Genomic DNA, 22905 nt, shown 5'->3' with positions numbered 1-22905 from the left:
TTGCATCAAATGTCTGACAGGCGGGTTTGGGGGCGCGCAACACGGTTTGAAACCTCTCCCGGGGCTGCCTAGCGTGGACAGCGGGCTAGGCAATAACCATTTGTCCTAGCCGCTTTACGGGGCACTACCCAGGCCCCGTTCCCTCGACACAACGGCGTCCTCGATGACGCCTGCGGTGTCGTCGGATTCGCCGGTGTGTTCGAGGCAGTAGGGCAAACGCCCGTCTTCCACGAATAGTTCAACTCCGCGAGAAGAGCAAAAATGCACAAGCACCCCCAAGCCCCCCGGATGCTGCGGTGGCGCCCCGCCGCCGCAGCATTGGCGGCAGCAGTGGCGGCCTCGGCCTTCCTGGCCATTCCCTCAGCACAGGCCAACGAGCCGGCGGATCCGCCGGCGGCCGAGCAGATGCCGGCCCCGACCCCGGGCTTCCCCGTGCCCACCAAGCACAGCCAGCAGGCCCATGACCCGGCGTCGGACTTCACCTCCAAGTGGACCCGCGCGGATGCCAAGCAGATCATGGCGCAGAGCGACTCGACCGTGGCTCCTGGCGAGAACTCCATGAGCCCGGATGTCACCATGCCGGAGATCCCCGAGGATTTCCCCACGATGAATGACGACGTGTGGGTCTGGGACACCTGGTCCCTCACTGACGAGCACTCGAACCAGATCAGCTACAAGGGCTGGGACGTCGTCTTCTCGCTCGTGGCCGACCGCCACGCCGGGTACGGCTTCGACCAGCGCCACTGGAACGCCCGGATCGGCTACTTCTTCCGCAAGACCAACGCCGACCCGGCCAAGGACAAGTGGAACTACGGCGGCCACGTCTTCGCCGACGGCGCCTCGATCGGCAACACCGAGTGGTCCGGCTCCACCCGCCTGATGCAGGGCAACCACGTCAACGTGTTCTACACGGCCACCACGTTCTACGATGTCGCCGAGCGGAACGCCGGCCGCGGCGGGATCGCCCCGGACGCGTCCATCGCCAAGGCGCTGGGCAAGATCCACGCAGACGAGAACGGAGTCACCTTCGACGGGTTCCAGCACACCAACCTGCTGGAGCCGGATGGCGAGATGTACCAGACAAAGGAACAGAACCCCGGCTTCGCCTTCCGTGATCCGTACACGTTCGCGGATCCGGCACACCCCGGCAAGACCTTCATGGTCTTCGAGGGCAACACCGGCGGCACCCGTGGCGAATACCGCTGCGAGGAGGAGGACCTCGGCTACCAGCCGGGAGACCCCAACGCTGAGAGCCTGAACGAGGTTAACAGCTCCGGCGCCTACTACCAGACCGCCAACGTTGGCCTGGCCGTGGCAGACAACAAGGACCTGACCAAGTGGTCCTTCCTGCCGCCGATCCTCTCCGCGAACTGCGTCAACGACCAGACTGAGCGTCCGCAGATCTTCATCCAGAACGAAAATGGCAAGAACAAGTACTACCTGTTCACCATCAGCCACCAGTTCACCTACGCGGCAGGCATGCGCGGCCCGGACGGTGTGTACGGCTTCGTTGGCGACGGCGTCCGTTCCGACTACCAGCCGATGAACAACAGCGGCCTGGCCCTGGGTTCCCCGACAGACCTGAACCTCCCGTCCGAGTCGCCGGAGGCGCCCACGCCGAACCAGAACGGCCGGCAGTTCCAGGCGTACTCGCACTACGTGCAGCCCGGCGGGCTGGTGCAGTCCTTCATCGACAACGTCAACGGCGTCCGCGGCGGATCCCTGTCGCCCACGGTGAAGATCAACTTCAAGAACGGTATTTCCCAGGTGGACCGCAGCTTCGGCAAGAACGGCCTCGGCCCGTTCGGCTACCTGCCCACCAACATCCGCGTCGGCGGAGAGGGCCACTACAAGTGACCCGCACACAGGGAAGCTGAACTGCAGCTCCCGCAGGTAGGGGCGGGGACGTCCGGCTTGGCCGGCGTTCCCGCCTCCTGCCGTTAAGGCACAGGCAGGGGATAGGGTTGGGTTCAACAGAAGGGGGAGTGCCTGATGGAATACCAGAACCCACAACCCGATGCGGGCGTCCAGAAACATAGCGCCGGAAACCTGGTGCCCGGCCAGGGCCGCACCGTCATCTCTGAAACTGCAGTTGCCAAGGTTGCCGGCATCGCCGCCCGCTCAGTCCCGGGGGTCTATTCCCTTGGTTCCGGGCCGTCCCGCGCCCTCGGTGCCATCCGGGACGCCGTCGGCAGTTCCGACCACGCAACCGGAGTGCACGCCGAGGTTGGCGAGACGCAGGTCGCGGTGGACATCAGCCTGGTGGCCACCTACGGTGCCCCGCTGCACTCCCTCGCTGACCAGGTCCGGTCTTCCGTTTACAGAGCCGTTGAAGAGCTGGTTGGCCTGCAAGTCATTGAAGTGAACGTCGAAATCACGGATGTCTATGTGGCCCCGCCTGTTAAACCGTCAGGCCCGGCCACTACAGAAAGGGAGGCCCTCCTGTGAACCTGACCGTTGTGGGAATCGGAATAGGCGCCTTCGTGGCGTTTATGTCCTTCCAGTTCGGGCTGTGGGGCTTCCTGGTGTCGCTGCTGTTTATGGGAATCGGAGCCCTGCTGGGCCGCGCTGCGGAAGGGAAACTGGACCTGCGCGGTGTCCTGGACGCCATCATCGGCCGGCGCTCCTCGTCATGAGTTCGCCTGCACCGGCGCTTCAGGGCCAGGTCCTTGCCGGCCACAACCGCATCAGTACCCAGGCCCTTACCAGCCTGGCGAAGGCTGCGGCAGCGGAGGCCCTGGGCGTGCCTGCCCAGGACGTCCGCGCGGACTGGTCCGACGACGACGGCCTGCTGGCCCTGTCCCTCGTTGCGCCCATCAACATTCCGCCGCTCAAGGCAGTCGTGGCCGACGCCGCCAGGATCGCGTCGTTCGGGGGGTCCATCTGGGACCGGACCGTAGCCGCCAAAGCCCGGATCCTGGCTACCGTCACGGCACTCAGCGGTGCCCGGCTCAGCCGCGTGGACATCCGGATCAGCGGGGTCAGGATCAGTGAAGGAGGACGGGTGAAATGAGTCAACCGGACAAACAAAAGGTCCTTTACCGCGAGACCCACTCGTCCCGTGCGGTGGCGGCTAGCCTGGCCGCAGGCCTCGTGGTGGTGCTCTGTGCCTACGGGCTCCTGGAATCAGCCGTCCACGCCATCGGCCAGCCGGCCTGGCTCATCGAACCCCAGACCGCGGCGGAACGCCTCGTGGCGCTGCCTTCCGGAATGCCCCCGTTGCTGCTGGGCGCCTTGGGCGCGGTGCTGGCGATGATCGGACTGTTTTTCGTTCTCAACGCAGTCCTTCCCGGCCGTCGCGCGCGGCATGTGCTCAATGGCCACGAGGCTGGCTGGAGCAGTCCCGCGGTGGTGGTGGACGACGAGGTCATCGCGTCGGCGCTGGCGCGCCGCGCCCGGGTCGCTGCAAACGTCACACCGGAACAGGTCATGGTGGTGATATCCCGGCGCCAGATTGTCGTGAACGTCCGTCCCACGTCCGGCGTGCCGGTTGATGAGGCCGCAATCCTCGAAGCTGTGGAAGGCGAACTCGGCGAGATGTCGCTGGTTCCGGTTCCCGAGGTCCGGGTCAACCTGGCAACGTCGGGGGTGATCGGCGCGTGACCGGTACGCCTGTCCTGCTCAACCGGATCCTGGTGGGGATCCTTGGCGTCAAGCTGCTCGCCATAGGCGTTTTCCTGGTCCTGCTGTCCACCGTTCCGGCCGTCGCCACGTGGTGGCATTCCTGGTCGGAAGGTGCCTGGCAGGGGATTAACCAGGCCTTTAACAGCACCCGGTTTCCCGGCAGGCCGGAGAGCTGGCTCTGGATCGTGCTGGTCCTCGTGACCCTGCTGCTGATCGGGCTGATGGTTGCCTGGGTGGCCCAGCAGGGCAAGGGCCGCACCAACCTGCTGGTTTCAGATGACGACGCCGGCGACGTCGCCGGCGAAGTCCGGATCGGGGGAGGGGTGGCCGAACAGGCCCTCAAGCACGCCCTCGCGGAGCGGCCGGACCTGGCGGGTGCCACCGTCGCCACGTACGCGGTTAATGGCCGCCCGGCGCTGAAGGTCCGGCTCCTCCCGCGCCAAGGCGTCGCCCCGCATCTGCTGGCGGCCGAAGTGGCAACCCTGGTGGACGCCCTGGACACGGTGGTTGGCAAACGCACACCCGTGTTGATCCACATTGGCGCCGGTGCGCGGACGCGGTTCAGCCGGGCCGAACGCGTCCGCTGACATTCAGCGGGTCAGGTAGACACTGCAGTTCGGCGGGATTTCGGCCACACCTTCCGCCGGCGGTGCGCTTGTCAGCGACACCGTGAAGCCGGCGGGTACCGGGACTGCGGCTGTCCCCAGGTTGCACAGGACCAGTACGTCCCCGTTGTGGAACGCCAGGAGGCCATCCTCCGGATGATGGGTGTCCGCCCACTGGAAGGATCCGGATCCAAGCCTGTGGGCGGAGCGGAATGCAAGTGCCGAACGGTAGAGCTCCAGCGTGGAACCCTCGACGCCGTCCTGTCGGTCTGCAGCCAGGTCCTGGAAAGATTCCGGTTGGGGCAGCCACGGTGCCGTGGGCACGCGGGCGCCAGGGCCGGCGTCGGGAGTTGGCTTCGCGCTGCCCGCGGTGAACGTCCCGGCGAAACCGTATCCCGGCTCATCTGCTTTCCACGGGAGCGGCACCCGGCAGCCGTCGCGGCCGATCTCTGCGCCCTTGGTGCGGAAGAACGTTGGATCCTGCCGGGCTTCGTCCGGGAGCGTGGTGTGCTCCGGAAGTCCCAGTTCCTCGCCCTGGTATATGTAGACGGACCCTGGCAGCGCGAACGAGACCAAAGTGGCGGCACGTGCCCGCTGCAGCCCCAGAACAGCGTCGGGCTGTTCATCCCGGGATCCGAGGCCCTTGGGGAACGTGGTGGGATCCTTCAGCCCAAAGCGCGTGGTGTGGCGCACGGTGTCATGGTTGCTGAGCACCCACGTGGACGGCGCCTCCACGGATGCGGCAGCCAGGAGCGAAGCTTCGATGGCTGCCGCCATGCGCTCCCCGTCCCAACCGGCCAGGAGGAAATCGAAGTTGAAGGCCTGCTGCATTTCGTCCTTGCGGACATACCGGGCCAGACGTTCCGCCGGTTCCACCCACGCCTCGGCCACCATCATCCGGTCACCGTCGTAGGCGGCCAGCAGGCGGTTCCAGTCGCGGTAAATGTCATGCACGCCGTCCTGGTCAAAGAAGGGCGACGGCGGATACAGCGGCGAAACCGCGCGGTGCGGCTCCTGCGCCTCGGTGTGCGCCCCCGGGGCATCCCCCGGCGGGGTGTGCTGCCGGTCCGGCGCCTGTTCCACCGTGCCCTCCACCATGGCGGCCACACCGTCCCAGTCCGGCAGGCCGGCTTCCTTGACCATGCCGTGGGCAACATCCACACGGAAGCCGTCCACGCCGCGGTCCAGCCAGAAGCGCATCACGGAACGCATTTCCTCCTGGACCTCGGGGTTGTCCCAGTTCAGGTCAGGCTGTTTGGTATCGAAAAGGTGGAGGTACCATTCGCCGGGAGTGCCGTCCGCTTCCGTGACCCTGCTCCAGGCGGGGCCGCCGAAGATCGAGCGCCAGTTGTTCGGGGCGAGGTTTCCGTCGCCGGAGCCGGGGACCTCGTCCTTGCCCGTCCGGAACATGTAACGGTCCCGCGCGGGGGATCCGGGAGGGGAGGCCAGTGCCTCCTGGAACCACGCATGTTCGTCCGACGTGTGGTTCGGAACGAGGTCAACAATGACTTTCAGGCCGAGGCCGTGAGCATTCTGTAACATTGCGTCGAAGTCCGCCAGGGTCCCGAAAAGCGGGTCCACCTGGCGGTAGTCTGCCACGTCGTATCCGCCGTCGGCCTGTGGTGATTTGTAGAAGGGCGAAAGCCACAGGGCATCCACTCCCAGCTGCCGCAGGTAGGGCAGGCGGGCCGTAACACCGCGGAGATCACCCATTCCGTCCCCGTTGGCGTCAGCGAAGGAGCGGGGATAGACCTGGTAGACGGCGGCGCTGGCCCACCAGGAGCTTAGCGCAGAAGCGGGGGTGGGAACGGGTGAGTGGTGCATTTGGTTCCTGTCAGGTAACTTTTTGATGTAAACGCTTGCATTTCTTCCGGCAACGTTACTAGTGTGACTGTCACCACATCAACCGCACTCACTACTTTCTTGTCACTCAGCGAGGAGCCTCAAGCGATGAAATCCCGTAAGTTCTTACTCCCGGCAGCAACTGCCGGCATTTTGGCCCTGACGCTTTCCGCCTGTGCCGGCGGTGGCGGCGGGGGCACCACAGGCGGCGGCGATGCCGAAGCCAACCTCGAGGGCCGCGGCCCCATCACGTACGTGCAGGGCAAGGACAACAGCAACGTGGTCCGCCCCCTCCTGGATAAATGGAATGCTGCACACCCCGACGAGCAGGTGACGTTCAAGGAGCAGACGGACCAGGCCGACCAGCAGCACGATGACCTGGTCCAGAACTTCCAGGCCAAGAACGAAAACTATGACGTCGCCAGCGTTGACGTCATCTGGACTGCCGAATTCGCAGCCCGCGGCTGGCTGCAGCCTCTCGAAGGCGAAATGGCCATCGATACGGACGGCATGCTTGAGCCCACCATCGAAGCCGGAACCTACCAGGGCAAGCTCTACACCGCTCCTGTTTCCTCCGACGGCGGCATCCTGTACTACCGCAAAGACCTGGTCGCCACGCCGCCTAAGACGTGGAACGAAATGATGGAGATGTGCTCCATCGCCAAGGCCAACAACATCGGCTGCTACTCAGGTCAGTTCAAGCAGTATGAGGGCCTGACGGTCAATGTCTCCGAAGCCATCAACTCGGCCGGCGGTTCAGTCCTGGATGAGCAGGGCAACCCAAGCCTCACCACACCCGATGCCGAGCAAGGCCTTCAGAACCTTGTTGACGCCTTCGCGAACGGGAACATTCCTGCAGAAGCCATCACTTACCAGGAAGAGGAAAGCCGCCGCGCCTTCCAGTCCGGCAACCTGCTCTTCCTCCGCAACTGGCCCTACGTTTACAACCTCGCCACGACTGAAGGTTCCTCCGTGGTCAAGGACGTGCTGGGCATGACTGCCCTGCCGGGCGAGGATGGCCCCGGAGCATCCACCCTCGGCGGACACAATGCCGCCATCAGCGTCTACTCCAAGAACAAGGCCACGGCACGGGACTTCGTCAAATTCCTGATCGAAGAGGAACAGCAGAAGTTCTTTGCCACCCAGGGCTCCCTCGCCCCGGTCCTCGGCTCACTGTATGAGGACCAGGAACTGGTGGCGAAGCTGCCTTACCTGCCTGTCCTGAAGACCTCCATCGAGAACGCAGTGCCCCGCCCGGTCACCCCGTTCTACCCGGCCGTCACAAAGGCAATCCAGGAGAACTCCTACTCGGCGCTGAAGGGTGAGAAGTCCGCGGAGCAGGCTCTGGCTGATATGCAGGCGTCCATCGAGTCCGCTGGCGCGGGATCGTAAGTTCGTTATGGCAACCGAATTAGGCCCGACGTCGGTAAAACCGCCGGCGTCGGGCGGGACCCCGATCCACCACGGACCCAAGGGCGTTGGGGAAGACAACAAGATCCTGAGCCAGGGAAAGTGGGCTTCCTGGCTGCTTGCCCCCACCATCATTGCGCTGGGCATAGTAATCGTTTACCCGATCATCAGCGCCATCGTGATGTCCCTCCAGAAGGACGCCGGCCTGGATCCCGCCACCGGGCTGTTCACGGCCGGAGGCCCGGCCGGCATCCAAAACTATGTGAACTGGATTGGCCAGCAGTGTGCAGCCCCAGGCGGCGGAACGGTCGCCTGTCCTCCGGGAACCCTCGGCGGCCAATTCTGGTCGGCAACAGCCACGACGTTCTTCTTCACGATTGTCACGGTGACATTTGAGACCGTCCTTGGCTTCTGGATGGCCATGATCATGGCCCGTACCTTCAAGGGCCGGAGCATGGTCCGTGCAGCTGTCCTCGTGCCGTGGGCCATCCCCACCGCCGTGACGGCCCAGCTGTGGCTCTTCATCTTCGCGTTCGAAGGCATCGCCAATAAACTGTTCAACGCCTCCATCCTCTGGACAGGCAGCGAGTGGCCGGCCAAATGGGCTGTGATCATCGCAGACACGTGGAAGACAACGCCCTTCATGGCCCTGCTGATCCTGGCAGGCCTGCAAATGATCCCTGCGGATGTCTATGAGGCGGCCAAGGTTGACGGGGCCACCGCCTGGCAGCGGTTCCGGATGATCACCTTGCCGCTCGTGAAGCCGGCTCTGATGGTGGCGATTCTGTTCCGGACGCTGGATGCACTGCGGATGTTCGACCTCCCCTACATCCTGACGCAGGGTGCGAACAACACCACCACGCTGTCCATCCTGGTGATTAATCAGATCAGGCAAGGCTTCAACTCGGCCGCTGCCTTGTCCACGATTACGTTCATCATCATCTTTCTGGTCGCTTTCATCTTCGTCCGCTTCCTCGGCGCGAACGTTGTGGAACAAAGCGGCGCAACCGGTAAGGGGAAGAAATGACCTCGGCTACAGCCACGGAGTTGCGGGCCCGGCAGGACAAGGGACGCAAGACCGCCCAGAACCGGGAGAAGTGGGCGCAGGGGCGAACGTACATCAGTGCAGCCGTCATTTTGATCTGGTGCCTGGCCCCGGCGTACTGGATGGTGGTGACCGCGTTCAGGGAAGTGGGCTTCACTTACGACACGTCGATCCTTCCCACCCACGTCACGATGGACAACTTCGCGACGGCGTTCGACACGTCCTTCGGCAACCGCTTTGGGCAGGCACTGCTCAACAGCGTCATCATCGGCACGGTGGTCACGGTGATTTCATTGGTGATCGGCGTCTTCGCTGCCTATGCACTTGCCCGGCTGAATTTCCGGTTCAAGTTCCTGGTGCTCGGCTTCATCCTGGGCGCTTCGATGTTCCCGGGCGTCGCCCTGATCACCCCGCTGTTCCAGCTGTTCACCAACATTGGCTGGATGGGTACATACCAGGCGCTGATCATCCCAAACATCTCGTTTGTGCTTCCCCTGACCGTTTACACGCTGACCTCCTTCTTCCGCGAAATGCCGTGGGAATTGGAGGAATCAGCCAGGGTGGATGGCTGTACGCAGGGTCAGGCGTTCCGGAAGGTAATCATGCCGCTCGCCGCGCCCGCCATTTTCACCACGGCAATCCTGGCCTTCATCTCCTCGTGGAATGAATTCCTGATCGCCAGCCAGCTGTCCAACGAAGCGACGCAGCCTGTGACAGTGGCCATCGCCAGCTTCGCAGGTGCCCAGCCGAACCAGATCCCCTACACGGCCATTATGGCCGCGGGAACCATCGTCACCATTCCCTTGGTGATCCTGGTGCTTGTACTCCAGCGTAAGATCATCGCCGGCCTGACGGCAGGTGCTGTCAAGTGACGCGGTCTTCAGGGCAGGGCGGGCAGAACGAGGGTCTCGTCCGCCCTGAGCGCCGCCGTGCCCGGTCCGGCGAGGATTTTGACATCATCATCGGTTTCCTGGGTTTCTGGGCCGTGGTCCTGGTCGTGGTCACGGTCTGGCTGGAAGTAACCGGACAGCCCGCGCTGTGGTGGGCACTTGGCCTCCTGGCCACGCTCCTGGCAATCTACGGAATGGTGCGCCTGCGCCGGCAGCTTCCGGACCGGAGATAATGTGCCCCCTTGATTCCGCCTCCACGGACGCAGGTAACACTGCGAAGTGGGGCGGCGGTCAAAATACTATGGCGTGGGGGTATTGCACTGGAGCAGGGCGTACGCCTGCAGGGAGTACATGAGGGAACAACCGTGGCACGCACATCTGAAAGGTCCCAACGCGGCGGCCACAGCGGCGTCAGCATTGAGGATGTGGCAGCCGCCGCGGGGGTGTCCACAGCCACCGTCTCGCGGGCCGTGCGGGGACTGCCACGGGTGTCGCCGGCCACCCGGGAAAAGATCCTTGAGGTGGCTGGCGAACTCGGCTACGTTGCGTCATCTTCTGCGTCCGGGCTGGCCACCGGACGCACTAAGACCATCGGGGTGCTGGCTCCCTTCGTGAGCAGGTGGTTCTTTTCCAAGGCCATCGAGGGCGCCGACCGTGAACTCCACGCCCGCAGCTACAACCTCTCGTTGTTCAACCTGGGCGGCCACGGCAGCAACCGGGAGCGGCTCTTCAGCAAGACCATGGTCTACAAGCAGATCGATGCGCTGCTGGTGCTGTGCATGGCTCTTACCCATGAGGAGCTGGACCATTTGCAAAAAATTGACATCCCGTTGGTGGTGGTGGGCGGCCATGTCGAGGAATGCGCGTACATCGGCATCGATGACTACGCCGCCGCCTCCACCGCGGTCCGGCACCTGATCGAGCTGGGGCACCGCGACATTGCCCTCATCCACGGCGACGACGAAACCGACCTGAACTTCGACGTTCCCCGGGTCCGTATCCTGGCCTTCAAGGACGTGATGCAGGGCGCAGGCCTGCCCACCAACCCCGATTGGGATGAATGGGGCGATTTTACGGTCCGCAGCGGGCAGGAGGCTTTCCGCCGGCTGTGGGCATCGCCCGGCGACAAACCCACCGCCATCTTCTGTGCCTCCGACGAAATGGCTATGGGAGTTGTCTTTGAGGCAATGCGCCTGGGGGTCCGCGTCCCTGAGGAACTCTCCGTGGTGGGAATCGACAACCATGATTTCGCTGAGCCGATGGGCCTGACCACCGTCGGCCAGCGTCCGGATGAGCAGGCCGAGCTCGCCACCAAAATGCTGCTGGACGAGCTCGACGGCGTTACGGGGGCGGTGCGCTCCGCGGTCGCACCCCACGAGCTCATCATCCGGAGAACGACGGCGCGGCCCCGCGCCTAGCGCCCCGATCCTGGAAACCACTGATATCCCGGGAAACCGCCGATGAAGGCCCGAACCTAGGACGCCCGGGCCAGTTGCCTGATGGGGATCCAGCGGGAGGCCAGCCGGCGGTACGCCGCGGCGGCACCGGTCATGTCACCCTCGGCCAGGCACTCGATGCCCAGCCTGATGTCCATCGGAGACTCGTCCGGGTATACCTTGTCCGCCACCGCCCCGTAATCCAGCTCCACCATGGAATTGACGTGGAAAAGCTCCAGCCATTCCGTGAGCTGGGCGAGATCGTCCAGCATGTCCAGGTCCGGGGCGGCCAGGGCCAGGTTGGCCACGGCGTACCGTGCACGCTCCATGGCCTCGGTGATGGGGGCCCAGACACGGACCGTGAGGATCCGCCCGCCGGATTCCACCACGTCCTTGCGGTCGCTTTCCATAAACAGCGAGAACCAGCTGAACGGAATGCCCCATGTTGAAGCGCGGGTATGGACCCGGATGGATCCGTCGCGGGCCTTGACGAGATCGATGCGTTCCTGGTGTTTGTCCCGCTGTTCCTCCGGAATCAGCAGCTCAGCCAGGGGACCGTGGATGCCTTCCATCAGGGCGTTGGCTGCCAGCCCGGCCCGCAGTACCAGTTGGCTGGGGCAGTACAGCAGCACTGGTTCCGCGCCGGCACCTGTGTTGGCGTCAGCGCCGCCGTCGGACGTTCCCGCTGCCGGGGCATCTGCCGGCAATGCCGGTCCCGGCACGCCGGGAGCGGTGGTCACCCGGACCAGGTCGGTGCGCCCGGTGGGAAACGGATCGCCGCCCGCACGGGTGATCCGACCAAGAGAGGCGAGCAGCTCGGCGTTTTCCACTGCTGCCCGGGAGGCGGTGCGGGAGCCTGCGGCCCGGATGGCCTCGCGCTGCTCCTCGGGGAAGGCCTCAAGCGGTTCGTAGACGCGCAGGGTGGAGGAAAACGGCAGGCCGGCCTGGCCACGGTAGAGGTTTCCGGTCATCGTTCCCCCCTTTCGGCGGTCCAGGGTTGCAGCATCAGTCTGCCAGATCCACCAGCACCGGTGCGTGGTCCGAGGCACCTTTGCCTTTGCGTTCCTCGCGGTCGATCGATGCGCCGGTAACCCTCGCGGCGAGGGCCGGGGAGGCCAGGACGAAGTCGATCCGCATGCCCTCCTTCTTGGGGAACCGCAATTGGGTGTAGTCCCAGTAGGTGTAGACACCAGGACCGGGGGTGTACGGACGCACCACGTCGGTGAAGCCGGCGTCTTCAAAGGCGTGGAAGGCCGCGCGTTCCGGCGGGCTGACGTGGGTGTAGCGGTTGGCGACGAAAAGGTCGATGTCCCAGACGTCCTCGTCCCGCGGCGCGATGTTCCAGTCACCCATCAGGGCCACCTGGGCCTGGGGGTCCGCGGTGACCAGGCCCTGCGCGTGCGTCTTCAGGCTTTCCAGCCATTTGAGCTTGTAGGGCATGTGCTCGTCGTCAAGGGACCGGCCGTTGGGGATGTACAGGCTCCAGACCCGCACGCCGCCGCACGTTGCCGCCATGGCACGGGCCTCCTGGACGGGGTCCTTGCCGGCCTTGCCGAACGCAGGCTGGTCCAGGAACGTCCGCTCCACGTCCTCCAGGCCCACCCTCGATACGATGGCGACGCCGTTCCACTGGTTCACGCCGAAGTGGGCCACCTCGTAGCCCATACGCTCGAAGAGTTCCCAGGGGAAGTTGTCGTCCTTGCACTTCGTTTCCTGGATGGCCAGGACATCGCAGTCACTGCGCTGCAGCCACGCCTCCACACGGTCGGCGCGGGCACGGAGCGAGTTCACATTCCAGGTAGCAATCTTCACAGTCCCTAACTTACCTTGGTGGCCCGGCGGCGGAGAAAGCCCCAAGTCAGGCACCCGGCCACGACCCCATACAGGCCCGTATTCGGCGCTGCGTCCGGCTTCCGGCGCGCTCTGGAATTTAGTAGGAAGTCCGAGTATATTCGCTTGCAGAGATGACCTGGATCACAATGCGAAGGAGCATTCAGCCATGGTGCATGAACTGTCCCATTACATATCCGGCCGGAGAGTCGGCGGGACGTCCGGCCGCTACAGTGACGTTTTTGATCCCTGCAGGGGCAAAGTCCAGTCCCGGGTCCCGCTGGCCAGCCGGGAGGAAGTGCAGAACGCGGTGGCCGCCGCCGAGAAGGCCCAGCCGGAGTGGGGCGCCATGAACCCGCAGCGCCGCGGCCGAATCCTGCTGAAGTTCGTGGACCTGGTGAACCAGAACATGGACGAGCTCGCTGCCCTGCTCTCCTCCGAACACGGCAAGACTCTCGCTGACTCGAAGGGCGACATCCAGCGCGGCATCGAAGTGGTGGAATTCGCGGCCGGCGCCCCGCACCTGATGAAAGGGGAATTTTCCGACGACGCCGGAGCGGGCATCGACGTCCACTCACTTCGCCAGCCGCTTGGCGTGGTTGCGGGCATCACGCCCTTCAACTTCCCGGCCATGATCCTGCTGTGGAAGTCAGGTCCGGCCCTGGCCGCAGGCAACGCCTTTATCCTCAAGCCCTCCGAGCGGGACCCCTCGGTGCCCCTGCGGCTGGCCGAGCTCTACTCTGAAGCGGGCGTCCCGGACGGCGTCTTCACCGTGGTGAACGGGGACAAGGAAGCAGTTGACGCGCTGCTGGAGGACCCGCGCGTCAAGGCCATCGGCTTCGTGGGCTCCACACCCATCGCCCAGTACATCTACGCCACCGCGGCCGCCCATGGGAAACGCGCCCAGTGCTTCGGCGGGGCCAAGAACCACATGGTGATCATGCCGGACGCAGACCTGGACATGGCCGCCGACGCCCTGATCGGGGCCGGCTACGGCTCGGCCGGCGAGCGCTGCATGGCCATCTCCGTGGCCGTCCCGGTCGGTGAGGAAACCGCCAACCGGCTGGTAGGCAAACTCCAGGACCGCATCAAGGGGCTCAAGGTGGGCCACAGCCTGAACAAGGACTCGGATTTCGGCCCTGTCGTGGCGGCCAGCGCCAAGGACCGGATCGAGGGCTACATCCGGTCCGGCGAGGAGGAAGGCGCCACCCTGCTGGCTGACGGGCGCGGCCTCACGGTTGAGGGCTACAGCGACGGATTCTGGATTGGCCCCACGCTCTTTGACCACGTCACCAAGGACATGAAGATCTACCGGGAAGAAATCTTCGGGCCGGTCCTCAGCGTGCTCCGCGCCGCCGACTATGACGAAGCGCTCCGCCTGTGCAGCGAGCACGAATTCGGCAACGGCGTGGCCATCTTCACCCGCGACGGCGATGCCGCCCGGGATTTCGCCAGCCGCGTGGAAGTGGGAATGGTGGGCATCAACGTTCCCATCCCGGTCCCCATCGCGTATTACACGTTCGGGGGCTGGAAGGCGTCCGGCTTCGGGGACCTGAACCAGCACGGTGCCGATGCCTTCCGTTTCTACACGAAGACCAAGACCGTCACCACGCGCTGGCCTTCCGGGATCCGTCAGGGCGCCAGCTTCGTGATGCCGGAAGGAAGCTGATGGCAGGTTTTCCTGGAACGGAGCCCGGATCCGGGAACGAGGTCCTGTTTGAACGCCGCGGACACCTGGGCGTCGTCACGCTGAACCGGCCGAAGGCGGTCAATGCACTCACCCTGGGCATGGTCACGGCAATGTTGGACCAGCTCACCGCCTGGGCCGACGACGACGCCGTGGCCACCGTGCTGGTGCGTGGCGCCGGGGACCGCGGGTTGTGCGCCGGCGGGGACATCGTGGCCATCTACCGGGACATGGTCGAGGAGGCAGGCCGGACCCCGGCCTTCTGGAGCGCCGAGTACCGGCTTAATTCGCTCATTGCCGGCTACCCGAAACCCTATGTGGCCTTCATGGACGGGCTGGTACTGGGCGGCGGAGTGGGGATATCCGCCCACGGCTCGGTCCGCGTGGTCACCGAGCGGACGCGGACCGGCATGCCGGAAACCACCATCGGCTTTGTGCCGGACGTCGGCGGGACCTGGTTGCTGGCGAAGTCGCCGGGGGAGACCGGCACTCACTCCGCACTGACCGGCGCCCACCTGAGCGGCGCGGATGCCCTCTTCCTGGGGCTTGCGGACCACTTCGTCCCGTCCGGCAGTCTCCCCGCGCTGGCGGAAGCGCTGGAAAGCTCGACGACGGACGCCGCCGTCGGCCGCTTCACCCAGGAACCGCCGGCCTCGGCACTGGAGGGGCAGAGGGACTGGATCGATGCCGCCTACGCAAGTGACGACGCGGAAGAGATTGTCCGCCGCCTGCGCGGCGCGGGCAGTGACGCCGCCGCAGCGGCGGACACCATCGGAGCGAAGTCGCCCACCGCCGTGAAGGTGACTTTGGAATCCCTCCGCAGGGCCAGGGGCCTCACCCTGGATGAAGCCCTGGAACAGGAATTCAGGGTGGGGCTCCGGTGCCTGGCCGGCCCGGACTTCCGCGAGGGGATCCGGGCGCAGGTGGTGGACAAGGACCGCAACCCGCGGTGGAAGCCGGCAACCCTGTCGGAAGTGCATGCGGCGGACGTGGAGCGGTTCTTTGCGCCGTTGCGCGGCCTTGAGCTTAACCTTCAGCCAAAGGAGACGGACCATGTCTGAGAATCCCACCATCGCCTTCCTCGGCCTGGGCCATATGGGCGGCCCGATGGCCGTGAACCTGGTCAATGCCGGCTACTCCGTGGCTGGCTACGACGTGGTGCCGGCGGCCTTGGAAGCCGCGCAGGCCCACGGCGTACCCGTCGCAGGGAGCCCGGCTGAGGCCGTGGCGGGAGCCGGCGTGGTGCTGACCATGTTCCCCAGCGGCCAGCACGTGCTGGACGCCTACCGCGGGGTGAACGGGACACCGGGATTGCTCACGGACGCCGCTCCCGGAACCATGTTCCTGGACTGCTCCACCATCAACGTGGACGAGGCGCGGGAGGCTGCCACACTGGCCATCGCAGCGGGCCACCGTTCAGTGGACGCGCCTGTTTCCGGCGGTGTGGTGGGCGCCGAGGCAGGCACCCTTACGTTTATGGTGGGCGGCGAAGCGGATGACTTCGAGGCGGTTCGGCCGCTGCTCGAGGTGATGGGCAAGCGCGTGGTGCACTGCGGCGGACACGGCGGCGGCCAGGCCGCAAAAATCTGCAACAACCTCATCCTGGGGGTCTCCATGATCGCCGTGAGCGAGGCCTTTGTGCTGGGGGAGAAGCTTGGACTGACGCACCAGGCGCTGTTCGACGTCGCCTCCGCGGCTTCCGGACAGTGCTGGGCGCTGACCACCAACTGCCCCGTTCCGGGTCCGGTCCCCAGCAGCCCCGCCAACCGCGACTACCAGCCAGGCTTCGCCGGAGCGCTGATGGCGAAGGACCTCAAGCTGGCGCTGAACGCCCTGCAGAGCACGGGCGTGGCGGCCCGGCTGGGCCCGCTCGCTTCGGAAATTTACGATACGTTTGCCGCTGAAGGCGGAGCAGGCCGGGATTTCTCCGGAATCATCACGGACATCCGCGACAAGTCGGACAGCGACAGGAGTCAGGCATGACGGAGTACACGAACATCCTGGTGGAACAGCGCGGCCGGGTAGGCCTGGTCACGCTCAACAGGCCGGAGGCCCTCAACGCCCTGGACAAGGCCACCATGGAGCAGCTCGTGGCAGCAGTCACGGCCATGGACTCGGACCCGGCCGTGGGAGCGGTGGTGGTTACCGGTTCCGGGAAGGCGTTCGCCGCGGGGGCGGACATCAAGGAGATGGCTGCCCAGGGGTACATGGACATGTTCGCCGCCGACTGGTTCCGCGGCTGGGAGGACTTCACCCGGCTGCGCATTCCAACGATCGCAGCGGTGTCCGGGTTCGCGCTGGGTGGCGGCTGCGAACTGGCAATGATGTGCGATCTCATCATTGCCGGTGACAACGCCAAGTTCGGCCAGCCGGAGATCAACCTCGGTGTGCTGCCTGGCATGGGCGGCTCGCAGCGCCTCACCCGCGCCGTGGGCAAGGCGAAGGCCATGGACATGATCCTGACCGGACGTTTCATCGGCGCCGAGGAGGCGGAACGCTGCGGACTCGTCTCCCGCGTGGTGCCTGCCGAGACCGTGGTGGAGGAGGCCCTGAAGGCTGCCGAGGTCATCGCGTCCAAGTCCAAGCCCGTGGCCATGCTGGCGAAAGAGGCCGTGAACGCCGCCTTCGAAACAGGGCTGGCCCAGGGTGTCCTGTTCGAACGCCGCATCTTTCACTCGCTCTTCGCCAGCGAGGACCAGAAGGAAGGCATGGCCGCCTTCACGGAGAAGCGCCAGCCCGACTTCACCCACCGCTGATCCACCGATTGCTCCCCACCGATTGCTCCGTAAACGCCGTTATGGGTGCCCAAAAGGGCGTTTACGGAGCAACCGACAGGGACTCACGGTAAGAGGCAACATCCGCAGCCAGCTCCTCGGCCATCAGGTGGTTGTTGATCACGACGGCGGTCCACGCACCTGCTGCCGCCGATGCCAGAACCTGCGCACGCATGTCCGTCACGTTGCCCGCTGCCCACACGCCCGGGACAGCGGTTGCGCCGTCGGCATCGGTCTCAAGGTAATCCCCGACGCCCATCGGATGCGGGACAGACGACAGGGCGAGACCGGCGAAGGCGTCCAGCCTTGCCTGGACCTGGGGTCCAACAACCACGGCGTCAACGGCTATTTCCGGACCGCCTGCCAGAGCCACCCCGCGCAGCCTGTCCTGCTCGATCCGGAGTGATTCGACGGCGCCCCCCACCACCTTGATGCCCCGGGCGGCCAGCTGCTCCAGTTCATCGTCGGCGGGCTGGACCAGCTCGTTGAGGAAAAGCGTGATGTTGCTGCTCCACTGCCGGAACAGCAGTGCCTGGTGCACCGACCAGGGGCCTTTGCCCAGGATGCCGATGGCCTGGTCCTGCACCTCCCAGCCGTGGCAGAACGGGCAATGCAGCACGTCCTTGCCCCAGCGCTCGCGGAGCCCCGCAATTTCGGGCAGTTCGTCCACCAGGCCGGTGGTGATCAGGAGGCGGCGCCCGCGGATCACACCGCCGTCCCTCAGCGTCACGGCGAAACCGTCTGCGACGTTGCCCGCAGCGGCGACGGCCTCACCCCGGACTGTCAGGGCGCCGTAGTGCTCGGCTTCGGCACGTCCGATCCTCAGAAGTTCGGCCGGGCTGGCGCCGTCGCGGGACAGGAACCCGTGGACGCCCTGGGCCGGGGCGTTGCGGGGTTGGCCGCTGTCGATCACAGCCACTGAGCGGCGCGACCGCCCCAGCATCTGGGCGGCACTCAGGCCCGCAGCCCCGCCACCGATAATCAGGACGTCGTACGCGTTGTCATGTTCTGTGCTCACGCCTCCATGGTCTGTGGCTGCTGCCATTAGTGGCAACGAACCTTGCCGGAATGGCAAACTGGGCCCATGGATGACCAGTTGAATGACGTCCTTGCGGCTGTGGGTCCCCGGCTCAGGGCCCTCCGCCTCAGCAGCAACACCACGCTGGCGGGGCTCTCCGAGGCCACCGGGATTTCGGTCAGTACGCTGTCCAGGCTGGAATCCGGCCAGCGCCGCCCCAACCTGGAGCTGCTGCTGCCGCTGGCCAGGGCACACCGCGTCCCGCTGGACGAACTGGTCGGGGCTCCGGCAACTGGCGATCCGCGGCTGCACCTGCGCCCGATCGTCCGCCGTGGCATGACCATCATTCCGCTGACGAGGCGGCCGGGCGGGATCCAGGCCTACAAGCACATTCTCCCGGCCGGCAAGCCGGAGGCGCCCAATCCGCAGGTCCATGAGGGGTACGAATGGTTGTACGTGCTCAACGGCAGGCTCAGGATGGTCCTGGGTGACCAGGACGTGGTGATGGAGCCCGGGGAAGCAGCCGAGTTCGATACCCGTGTTCCCCACTGGTTTGGCCGGGCCGAGACCGGCGCTGTGGAGTTTCTCAGCCTCTTTGGCACCCAGGGGGAACGCATGCATGTAAGAGCCAGACCAAGTTCCTCCTAGACTCGTAAGAGCCGGGAGACCGGACTGGACACATGGCCGCGTAGTGGAACGGGGGAATGGTGATGTGGCGAACAGCCGTCGCTGCTGCCGGTTCGACAGACAACCTGGGCGGCCTGGTGGGTTTCGCGGCGCGTGGCATCGAAAACCTCGGCGAATGGGGCGTGGGCCTCTTCACGCTCGCCGAAACCGTCCTTCCGCCCATTCCCAGCGAGGTGATCCTCCCGCTGGCCGGTTACCTTGCTAAGCAGGGAACCCTGAACCTGGTCCTCGTCTTCGTCACGAGCACGCTGGGCTCCTGCCTGGGTGCCCTCCTGCTGTATTGGATGGGAGCCAGGCTGGGGCTCGAACGATCCATCCGGGGCCTGTCGAAGCTTCCGCTGGTGGACCGGGCGGATATCGAGAATGCCGCGGACTGGTTCCGCCGTCACGGCCGGTCATCGATTTTCTTTGGCCGGCTGCTCCCCGGTGTGCGGAGTTTCATCTCACTGCCGGCCGGTGCGTCCAACATGCATTTGGCCACCTTCAGCCTCTACACTCTCGCGGGAAGCGGGCTGTGGAACGGTGCCCTCATTGGCCTGGGCTATGCACTCGGCTCGCAGTACCAGGTGATCGAACAGTATTCGCGTTTCCTCAACTACGCCGTCTACGCCACGCTGGCCCTGACGGTGGTGTGGCTCGTGATCAGGAGTGTCCGGCGCAGCAAAGCCGCCAAGGGCTAGGCGCTCTCAGTCCGTGAAATCCCCGGCATTCCGGCGGAAGCTGCCAAGGATCCGGATGAGCTGGCCCACGTCGTCCGGAGCGAACCCCGACTGGCCAAACACCTCGGTGTTGAGCACCGCCGTCGCGTTCTTTGCCACGGTGCGGCCTTGAGCCGTGAGTTCGATCAGGGTGGTGCGGCCGTCAGTCGGATGCGGCGAGCGGGCCACGAGCCCGGCGCTTTCCAGGCGGTCGACGGCGTTGGTCACCGAGGTGGGATGTACCTGGAGCAGGGCGCTCGCCTTGTTCATGGGCAACGCACCGCTACGGGCGAAGCTCAGCAGGGCAAGCAGTTCGTAGCGGGCGAACGTCAGGCCGAACGGTTTCAGGGCGCCTTCGATCCGGGCCAGCAGGATCTGCTGGGTCCGCATGATGGCCGTGATTGCCGCCATGGGCGCGGCGACGTCCGCCCACCCGTGCTCTTCCCAGTTGCGCTGGGCGTCTGCGATGGGATCGCGCGGCAGCGGGGCGCTCATGCTTCGGTGACTGTCATGGCGGCGCCCTTTCATCAAGTGATGCGCATCACTGATATCCAACCCTGTGCAATATACTAGGACATCCAAGGGTTTGGAAGAAGCGAAAGGGACTATGCCCGTGCCGCCACGACGACGTGATGAAGGCGCTTTGCCTACTGCCCCGGTTGCGGCACCAGCAGCCATGCTGCCGTTCCCGGATGCGGACCTGATGTACATCGTGGACCTGCTTCCTGAGCATGAAAGGGAACGCTACCTCGAGGTCCGGGAGTTCCTGCAGTCCTCCGTCCGGCCGGCTTCCATCGATTACTGGAACCGCGAGGAATTCCCGTTCGGCCTGCTGGCGGAAATGGGCAAGCACGGCCTGGGCGGGCTGCAGACGGATGGCAGCTCCAAACTGTTCAAGGGCCTCATGTACGTCGAAGTGGCCAGGGCCGATGTGTCCCTTTCGGCGCTGGTGGGCATCCACAACGAGCTGATTGTGGGCATGATCGACGAACTTGGCTCCCAGGAACAGCAGGACCGCTGGCTTCCCGGCCTGAAGTCCTTCTCCCAGCTGGGAGCCTTTGCCCTGACCGAACCGGACCACGGCTCGGATATCGCGGGCGGCCTGGCAACATCTGCCCGCCTGGAGGACGGCGAATGGGTGATCAGCGGCGCCAAACGCTGGATCGGCGCGGGAACCATTGCCGACTTCGCGCTGGTCTGGGCGCGCGACGACGCGGACAGGCAAATCAAAGGCTTCATTGTGGAGACAGACCGGCCCGGCTACTCGGCCACCAAGATCTCCAACAAGATCGGCCTGCGGATCATGCAGAACGCAAACATCGTCCTGGACAATGTGCGCATTCCGGAATCCAATATGCTGCCCGGCGCCACCGACTTCTCCAAAGCCAACGATCTCCTGCGGGATTCACGGGCCTGGGTGGGGTGGCAAGGTGCCGGCATCCAACTGGCGACCCTCGACGTCGCCCGTTCCTACTCGGTGCACCGGAAACAGTTCGGCAAGGAACTGGCCCGGTTCCAGCTGATCCAGCAGCAGCTGGCCGAAATCGTTGGCAACGCTTCGGCATCGCTGGCACTGATGGCCCAGCTGGCGAGGATCCAGGAGGACGGAAAGCTGGGAATGGTGCAGGCAGCCATGGCCAAGTCAACGTGCACCAGGCTGGCCCGGGCGTCGGTGGCGATGGGCCGCTCCATCCTGGGCGGCAACGGGATCAGCACGGATTTCGAGATGGGGAAAATCTTTGGTGACGCTGAAATCCTCTATACGTATGAGGGCAGCTACGAGATCAATTCGCTGATTGTGGGCCGCGGCGTTACCGGAATGTCAGCCTTCGTTTAGCGGCACGTGCGAAAACTCCCCCGTTAGTGCAGGAAAGCACCAAGGGGGGAGTTCCCTTCAGACGTTACAGCGGGCGGATGTTCTCTGCCTGCGGGCCCTTGGGGCCCTGGGTCACATCGAATTCGACTTTCTGGTTCTCATCCAGGGAGCGGTAGCCGCTGCTGGCAATTGCCGAGTAGTGCGCGAAAACGTCAGCGGATCCGTCATCCGGAGCGATAAAGCCAAAGCCTTTTTCGGCGTTGAACCATTTAACTGTGCCTGTTGCCATTGCTATTGCTACTTCCTTTGTAACCCTTTTCTGGTCCTGCTCCAACGGCAGGCAGATACGGAGATTATCCTCCGCTGTTTCAAACCTAGGGGGCGAAGGGTGGGCGTGCAATAGCTGCCGTCATCGAGTATTCCGGATGAATGTGCGGGAATTGGAACTTATGGCCTCAGCAGCACCTTGATGGCACGGCGTTCATCCATCGCTTTGTACGCTTCTGCCGCGTCTTCCAGCGGCATCTCGATGTCGAACACCCGGCCTGGGTTGATGCGTCCGGCGAGCACGTCCTCGAGCAGTTCCGGGATGTAAATTCGCGCGGGCGCCATGCCGCCGGCCACCGTAATATTCCTGTCGAACAGGTACCGCAGCGGGATCCCGGCACCGCCGGTGGGCACTCCTACGAAGCCAAGGGCGCCGCCGGGGCGGACCGAGTGCAGCGCCTGTTCCACGGATTCCTTGGTCCCGACACACTCAAGCACCGAGTCGGCGAGCACACCGCCCAGCAGTTCGCGGACCTTTGCCACGCCGTCGTCCCCGCGTGCTTCCACGATGTCCGTGGCGCCGAACTCGCGGGCGATGGCCTGCCGGTCGCTGTGCCGGGACATGGCGATGATTCGCTCCGCGCCCAGCCGCCTGGCGGCCAGCACACCGCAGAGCCCCACAGCGCCGTCACCTACCACCACAACGGTCCGGCCCGGGGAGACCTGGGCGCTGAGGGCTGCGTGGTGGCCCGTGGCCATCACGTCGGAAAGGGTGAGCAGGTTCTTGCGGAGGGCGTCGTCAGGTTCACCGGTGACCGGCACTTTGACCAGGGTGGACTCGGCGAGCGGCACGCGCACCGCCTCGCCTTGGCCGCCGTCGATCTTCATCCCGGAGTCATCCCGGCCGCCCCAGCCAGCCAGCCGGGCGCACGCAACGGTGACCCCGTTGCGGCATTGCGGGCATTCGCCGCAACTGAGGACAAACGGCGCGATGACGAAGTCGCCTGCCTTCAGCTCCTTGACGTCGGACCCGATGCTTTCGACGACGCCGATGAATTCATGGCCGATGGCCGTCGGGCGGTGGATGGGCTTGACGCCCCGGTAGGGCCACAGATCCGAGCCGCAGACGCACGACGCCGTCACCTTCACCACCACGTCCGTGGGGAGCCGGACGGATGGATACTCGCGGTCTTCGACCCTGATATCACCGGGGCCGTGGATGATGGTGGCGCGCATAACAGCTCCTCGAGGGCAAGGACCAAAGGGGATACCGAGT

The 22905-nt window shown here is 65.1% G+C and carries 25 protein-coding genes; 18 read left to right on the top strand and 7 right to left on the bottom strand.

All coding sequences use genetic code 11. The annotated features are described in order from the left end of the window. Positions 1-261: 261 nt before the first annotated feature. The 6 genes from AU175_RS08230 to AU175_RS08205 all read left to right on the top strand — a co-directional run bounded on the left by AU175_RS08230 (position 262) and on the right by AU175_RS08205 (position 4211). The gene (locus AU175_RS08230) at positions 262-1857 is read left to right on the top strand and encodes a glycoside hydrolase family 68 protein (protein WP_066287371.1); all 1596 of its coding nucleotides are present in this window, start codon (positions 262-264) and stop codon (positions 1855-1857) included. 135 nt (positions 1858-1992) lie between these two features. Continuing rightward, a complete protein-coding gene (locus AU175_RS08225; protein WP_066287369.1) occupies positions 1993-2448 on the top strand; it encodes an Asp23/Gls24 family envelope stress response protein in 456 nt (151 codons plus the stop codon). After that, positions 2445-2636 (top strand): hypothetical protein, encoded by a 192-nt coding sequence (locus tag AU175_RS08220; protein ID WP_066287366.1) that lies wholly within the window; start codon positions 2445-2447, stop codon positions 2634-2636. Before AU175_RS08225 ends, AU175_RS08220 begins: the two co-directional genes overlap by 4 nt. After that, positions 2633-3013, top strand: coding sequence for a hypothetical protein (locus tag AU175_RS08215; protein ID WP_066287365.1), 381 nt, complete (start codon positions 2633-2635; stop codon positions 3011-3013). The genes AU175_RS08220 and AU175_RS08215 overlap by 4 nt, the downstream gene beginning before the upstream one ends. Continuing rightward, on the top strand, positions 3010-3603 hold the full coding sequence (locus AU175_RS08210; RefSeq protein ID WP_066287363.1) for a DUF6286 domain-containing protein: 594 nt from the start codon (positions 3010-3012) through the stop codon (positions 3601-3603). Before AU175_RS08215 ends, AU175_RS08210 begins: the two co-directional genes overlap by 4 nt. Continuing rightward, positions 3600-4211 carry a hypothetical protein gene (locus AU175_RS08205; protein ID WP_066287361.1) on the top strand — a complete coding sequence of 204 codons (612 nt, stop codon included), beginning with the start codon at positions 3600-3602 and terminating at the stop codon, positions 4209-4211. Before AU175_RS08210 ends, AU175_RS08205 begins: the two co-directional genes overlap by 4 nt. Positions 4212-4214: 3 nt before the next feature. On the opposite strand, the gene AU175_RS08200 is transcribed toward AU175_RS08205, so the two are convergent. Beyond that, a complete protein-coding gene (locus AU175_RS08200; protein ID WP_066287359.1) occupies positions 4215-6053 on the bottom strand; it encodes a glycoside hydrolase family 13 protein in 1839 nt (612 codons plus the stop codon). Between the two features lie 126 nt (positions 6054-6179). Between AU175_RS08200 and AU175_RS08195 the strand changes: the two genes are divergently transcribed. The 5 genes from AU175_RS08195 (at position 6180) to AU175_RS08175 (ending at position 10834) form a co-directional block, all read left to right on the top strand. Continuing rightward, positions 6180-7463 carry an ABC transporter substrate-binding protein gene (locus AU175_RS08195; RefSeq protein WP_066287357.1) on the top strand — a complete coding sequence of 428 codons (1284 nt, stop codon included), beginning with the start codon at positions 6180-6182 and terminating at the stop codon, positions 7461-7463. Positions 7464-7470: 7 nt separating this feature from the next. After that, positions 7471-8508 (top strand): carbohydrate ABC transporter permease, encoded by a 1038-nt coding sequence (locus AU175_RS08190; protein WP_066287353.1) that lies wholly within the window; start codon positions 7471-7473, stop codon positions 8506-8508. Continuing rightward, complete coding sequence (locus tag AU175_RS08185) at positions 8505-9398, top strand: carbohydrate ABC transporter permease (RefSeq protein ID WP_066287351.1); 894 nt, start codon at positions 8505-8507, stop codon at positions 9396-9398. Before AU175_RS08190 ends, AU175_RS08185 begins: the two co-directional genes overlap by 4 nt. Beyond that, positions 9395-9649: a hypothetical protein gene (locus AU175_RS08180; RefSeq protein WP_066287349.1), complete on the top strand. Its 255-nt coding sequence runs from the start codon at positions 9395-9397 to the stop codon at positions 9647-9649. The genes AU175_RS08185 and AU175_RS08180 overlap by 4 nt, the downstream gene beginning before the upstream one ends. A gap of 132 nt (positions 9650-9781) precedes the next feature. Continuing rightward, a complete protein-coding gene (locus AU175_RS08175) occupies positions 9782-10834 on the top strand; it encodes a LacI family DNA-binding transcriptional regulator (RefSeq protein ID WP_066287347.1) in 1053 nt (350 codons plus the stop codon). 56 nt (positions 10835-10890) lie between these two features. Here the strand turns inward: AU175_RS08175 and AU175_RS08170 are convergent, their stop codons facing one another. After that, entirely contained in the window at positions 10891-11823 is a 933-nt protein-coding gene (locus AU175_RS08170) for a hypothetical protein (RefSeq protein ID WP_066287345.1), read from the bottom strand. Between the two features lie 34 nt (positions 11824-11857). Then, entirely contained in the window at positions 11858-12664 is an 807-nt protein-coding gene (locus tag AU175_RS08165; protein WP_066287344.1) for an exodeoxyribonuclease III, read from the bottom strand. Between the two features lie 187 nt (positions 12665-12851). On the opposite strand from AU175_RS08165, the gene AU175_RS08160 reads away from it, so the two are divergent. From AU175_RS08160 to AU175_RS08145, 4 genes are read left to right on the top strand one after another with little or no spacing between them, the layout of a single operon-like run. After that, a complete protein-coding gene (locus AU175_RS08160; RefSeq protein ID WP_066287343.1) occupies positions 12852-14351 on the top strand; it encodes a CoA-acylating methylmalonate-semialdehyde dehydrogenase in 1500 nt (499 codons plus the stop codon). Further along, positions 14351-15430 (top strand): enoyl-CoA hydratase/isomerase family protein, encoded by a 1080-nt coding sequence (locus AU175_RS08155; protein WP_066287340.1) that lies wholly within the window; start codon positions 14351-14353, stop codon positions 15428-15430. Before AU175_RS08160 ends, AU175_RS08155 begins: the two co-directional genes overlap by 1 nt. After that, the gene (gene mmsB / locus AU175_RS08150) at positions 15423-16352 is read left to right on the top strand and encodes a 3-hydroxyisobutyrate dehydrogenase (RefSeq protein ID WP_066287337.1); all 930 of its coding nucleotides are present in this window, start codon (positions 15423-15425) and stop codon (positions 16350-16352) included. The genes AU175_RS08155 and mmsB overlap by 8 nt, the downstream gene beginning before the upstream one ends. Further along, positions 16349-17125, top strand: a complete 777-nt coding sequence (locus tag AU175_RS08145; RefSeq protein ID WP_066287327.1) for an enoyl-CoA hydratase — start codon at positions 16349-16351, stop codon at positions 17123-17125. Before mmsB ends, AU175_RS08145 begins: the two co-directional genes overlap by 4 nt. Before the next feature lie 61 nt (positions 17126-17186). On the opposite strand, the gene AU175_RS08140 is transcribed toward AU175_RS08145, so the two are convergent. Further along, on the bottom strand, positions 17187-18188 hold the full coding sequence (locus AU175_RS08140) for an NAD(P)/FAD-dependent oxidoreductase (protein WP_066287325.1): 1002 nt from the start codon (positions 18186-18188) through the stop codon (positions 17187-17189). A 39-nt stretch (positions 18189-18227) separates the two neighbouring features. Between AU175_RS08140 and AU175_RS08135 the strand changes: the two genes are divergently transcribed. Together AU175_RS08135 and AU175_RS08130 are read left to right on the top strand one after the other, a co-directional pair. Continuing rightward, the gene (locus AU175_RS08135; protein ID WP_066287324.1) at positions 18228-18809 is read left to right on the top strand and encodes a helix-turn-helix domain-containing protein; all 582 of its coding nucleotides are present in this window, start codon (positions 18228-18230) and stop codon (positions 18807-18809) included. A 62-nt stretch (positions 18810-18871) separates the two neighbouring features. Then, positions 18872-19528 (top strand): DedA family protein, encoded by a 657-nt coding sequence (locus tag AU175_RS08130; RefSeq protein WP_066290793.1) that lies wholly within the window; start codon positions 18872-18874, stop codon positions 19526-19528. A gap of 6 nt (positions 19529-19534) precedes the next feature. On the opposite strand, the gene AU175_RS08125 is transcribed toward AU175_RS08130, so the two are convergent. Next, complete coding sequence (locus tag AU175_RS08125; RefSeq protein ID WP_066287323.1) at positions 19535-20041, bottom strand: MarR family winged helix-turn-helix transcriptional regulator; 507 nt, start codon at positions 20039-20041, stop codon at positions 19535-19537. A gap of 181 nt (positions 20042-20222) precedes the next feature. Between AU175_RS08125 and AU175_RS08120 the strand changes: the two genes are divergently transcribed. Beyond that, positions 20223-21383 carry an acyl-CoA dehydrogenase family protein gene (locus AU175_RS08120; RefSeq protein WP_231938603.1) on the top strand — a complete coding sequence of 387 codons (1161 nt, stop codon included), beginning with the start codon at positions 20223-20225 and terminating at the stop codon, positions 21381-21383. Between the two features lie 64 nt (positions 21384-21447). Here the strand turns inward: AU175_RS08120 and AU175_RS08115 are convergent, their stop codons facing one another. Both AU175_RS08115 and AU175_RS08110 read right to left on the bottom strand, forming a co-directional pair. Further along, positions 21448-21651, bottom strand: coding sequence for a cold-shock protein (locus tag AU175_RS08115; RefSeq protein ID WP_013599688.1), 204 nt, complete (start codon positions 21649-21651; stop codon positions 21448-21450). A gap of 158 nt (positions 21652-21809) precedes the next feature. Further along, a complete protein-coding gene (locus AU175_RS08110; protein WP_066287318.1) occupies positions 21810-22865 on the bottom strand; it encodes a zinc-dependent alcohol dehydrogenase family protein in 1056 nt (351 codons plus the stop codon). Between the last annotated feature and the right edge of the window lie 40 nt (positions 22866-22905).

Source organism: Arthrobacter sp. B6 (genome assembly GCF_001663775.1).
In the GTDB taxonomy this organism is placed as follows: domain Bacteria; phylum Actinomycetota; class Actinomycetes; order Actinomycetales; family Micrococcaceae; genus Arthrobacter.
Note: the sequence above shows the minus strand (reverse complement) of the source record. Positions and strands in the feature narration are given on the sequence as shown.